2 protein-coding genes and 1 pseudogene are annotated in these 3,275 nt (G+C 46.0%); 1 reads left to right on the top strand and 2 read right to left on the bottom strand.

What is annotated here, in order from left to right:
• The first annotated feature begins 34 nt into the window (after window positions 1–34).
• The gene (locus V5298_RS02715) at window positions 35–2,146 is read left to right on the top strand and encodes a 4Fe-4S binding protein (protein ID WP_332929930.1); all 2,112 of its coding nucleotides are present in this window, start codon (window positions 35–37) and stop codon (window positions 2,144–2,146) included.
• Window positions 2,147–2,184: 38 nt separating this feature from the next.
• Here the strand turns inward: V5298_RS02715 and V5298_RS02710 are convergent, their stop codons facing one another.
• Together V5298_RS02710 and V5298_RS02705 are read right to left on the bottom strand one after the other, a co-directional pair.
• The gene (locus tag V5298_RS02710; RefSeq protein ID WP_332929929.1) at window positions 2,185–2,658 is read right to left on the bottom strand and encodes an NYN domain-containing protein; all 474 of its coding nucleotides are present in this window, start codon (window positions 2,656–2,658) and stop codon (window positions 2,185–2,187) included.
• A 50-nt stretch (window positions 2,659–2,708) separates the two neighbouring features.
• Window positions 2,709–3,275: pseudogene (locus V5298_RS02705) on the bottom strand (HAMP domain-containing sensor histidine kinase); the annotation flags it as partial.

Raw genomic sequence — 3,275 nt, 5'->3', positions numbered from 1 at the left:
AACCTAACACCAGCCCTTTTTTGAGGATGTGAACATGGGATTTATGCACCTTACTTTTTTGCGTGTACTGTCGCTTTTCTTTGTGGGTTTATTTGCAATAACGGTTTTTGCACAAGAAAATAAGGTAGATGAATCACTGATACGATCGATTTTTCCTAAAGCCACCATTATTGGTGATAAGCAAGCTGACTTACCGGTACAGCCCATTTATCAACTACAGGAATTGCTAGGTTACGTTTTCCAAAGCAATGATCTGGTTGATTTACCGGGATTTTCCGGCGATAGAGTCAACCTGCTCATTGGTATTGATACAAAGGGGGAAATCAAAGGGATCCGAATTCTTTCTCATCATGAGCCTATCTTTCTACACGGGTTAGGACCCGAACCCTTAGACACCTTCATCGGACAATATAAAGGCATCAATGTAGGCCAGCGTGTCATCGTCGATTCAGCGGCCAAAAACAACCTTGATGATCCCACCACTGTGCATGTCGATGGCGTCACCAAAGCCACCGTATCGGTGATCGTTATCAACGATACGGTTTTGCTATCGTCATTACAGGTGGCCCGTCGGTTGCTGTCAGGTTTCGCCACCACGCCCACCGCTACACCCAAACAAACATTTACCCCAAAAAACTTTCAGGCTTTGCTAGATGAAGGCTTAGTACGACGCTGGGATATGTCGCGGGAAACCTTTGAAAATGGCTTGGGTGGCGATCTTGAAAATTTTCCCTACGGAACATTTCACCTTGAACAAGGTAATACATTTACCCTTTATTACGCCTATTTGAATGCCCCCACCATCGGTAAAAACTTACTTGGGCAAAGTGAATATCAACGGCTCATGGACATTCTCAAACCCAATGAACAAGCCTTTTTACTGATGTACGAGGGTTTTTTCGATTATTTGGAGCCCGACTTTAAACCCGGCACCGTGGCTAATCGCATTTCCTTATCCCAAGATGGCCTTCCGTTTCCCATGCGGGATTTGAATTTTTACAGCTATGCCGAACAAGCCCTCGGCCCATCCATGCCGGTAAAGAAAAACCTACAGGTATTCGTGGTTAATACCCAGTCTGGTTTTAATCCTGGCGAAACCATGACCTTGAATTTGAACATTGATGTTGCCCGCAACCATCTCATACGCAGCCAATTACATCTTACTGATGATTATCAGTTGCCCGCCGATTTATTTGATTTTGCTGCCCCCGAAGAAACGATGGCACCCAAGCCACCTTGGGTGCGCATCTGGGAGAATCGACTGGTGGATATCTGCGTACTGGTTGTCAGCCTAATACTGGTTACCTTTATCTTTATTTTTCAGCACAAGTTATCAGCCCATGAAACCCTATTTCGCTATGTTCGCTGGGGCTTTTTAAGCTATACCCTGATTTTTATTGGTTGGTTATGGCAAGGCCAGTTATCGGTGGTGAACATTTATCCCATTTTGCAAAGTCTGACAAAAGGGTTTGATATCCAGGTTTATCTCATGGATCCCATACTCTTCATTTTGTGGAGCTATGTCTTTGTGAGTCTATTTATAGTGGGTCGCGGTATTTTTTGCGGCTGGCTATGCCCCTTCGGCGCACTACAGGAAATGGTGGGATGGGTAGCCAAAAAATGCCGTATACGGCAGAAAAAAGTCCCCTATGAAATCCATAGTAAATTATGGTGGATAAAATACGGCATTCTTGCTGGCCTTGTTATTGCCTCTTTTACCTCTTTACGGGTGGCGGAAGTTGCATCAGAAGTCGAGCCCTTTAAAACCGCCATTACTTTGCAGTTTGTGCGCTACTGGCCCTTTGTTCTCTACGCACTGGCGCTACTGGCAGCAGGTTTGTGGATCAATAAATTTTACTGCCGTTATGTATGCCCTTTAGGCGGTGGACTTGCCATACTGGGTTACTTTCATGCTGGCGAATGGCTAACACGACGCAAAGCCTGCGGAAACCCCTGTACCCTGTGTCATCACAAATGTGACATCAAGGCCATTACGCCTAAGGGCGAAATCAACTATAACGAATGTGTACAGTGTCTCGAATGTATCGTTTACTACAATAATGACGATCTATGCCCCCCCCTGAAAAAGGCCAAGCGACAGCAAGCAAACAAGCCAAACGACGTCATTGTGCATCATCCCGCTTGATGCACAAAAAAAGCGCGATGATGCCTTTTTCGTCTTTCTTAAAGCAGCAGGGGATCCCGAATGGGTATAAAGCGATCGGCCGAGCGGATCAGGCTGTCAGCGGTGAGCGCTTCCACCCCATACACTTCCACCTCGCAGTTGTGTAATTGTCGGGCCCGCTGAACCAGCAAATCAAAATCTCCATCGCCGGAAACCAATACAATGATGTCAGACACCGATGCCGCTTCCATCACATCTAAGGTAATGCCCACATCCCAGTCGCCTTTAGCCGAGCCGTCGGCGCGCTGAATAAAAGGCTTCAATTTAACCTCAAAACCTATAGCTCTTAGAATATTTTGAAACTGCTTTTGCTTGTCATCGTTGCGGTCTATCGCGTAAGCAGACGCGCTAAGCACCTGCCGATTTGTTGTCGCCATGGCCCAAAACCGATTGTAATCGAAGTGGCGTTTAAAGCCGCTTCTCACGGTGTAATACACATTTTGCACATCAACAAATAAGCTGACTGTTTTCACGCTTACGCCAAGTAATCCGAAAAAGAGAAAGACACTATAGCATAGTCATCTTATTTAGATGATTTCAAACCGATTTTCACCTGACTGCCACCGGCCGTAAAGGTCTGTTGGTAGTCCCAATCAAGCTTTTCAGTGATCCGATGAACCAGCTGTAATCCCAAGCCATAACCAGAGTTTTCATTATCCGTCGAGGACTCCCCGTCTTCGAATATTTCACTGTTATCAATGCGGATCTTAGTGCCAGATTGGATAACATGTACCTCGCCTTGCTGGGTATGCTGAAACGCGTTACGGATCAAATTTCCAAGTACAATACGGGTTGCCGTCGCCGGCAACGACAACATGGTTTCATCGGTTTCAGTGGTGATCGACACCTGCTTACCGTCCAATAGATAGGAAAGCTCACCAATCAATTTAACTAACAAGGCCCCCGGCTGTATTTTTTTACCCACCAAACTATCCGTATCGTCCCTTCCCAACCACAACAAGGTTTCGGTAAGACTGGTCATGGTATGAGAGGCATGTTCAATTCGTTTGATAGCATTGCTTCCCAGCCCCGGCGACTTCTCCTGAAATTTATGGAGTAGTTCCACGCTGGATCGAATCACCGCTATAGG

The organism is Alteromonas sp. 14N.309.X.WAT.G.H12 (genome assembly GCF_036697315.1).
In the GTDB taxonomy this organism is placed as follows: Bacteria; Pseudomonadota; Gammaproteobacteria; order Enterobacterales; family Alteromonadaceae; genus Alteromonas.
This window is presented reverse-complemented; position numbering and strand designations above follow the sequence as displayed.

Bases quoted from the DNA above. Each gene is read 5' to 3' on its own strand.
- V5298_RS02715 (WP_332929930.1), top strand. From the start codon at position 35: ATGGGATTTATGCACCTTACTTTTTTGCGTGTACTGTCGCTTTTCTTT.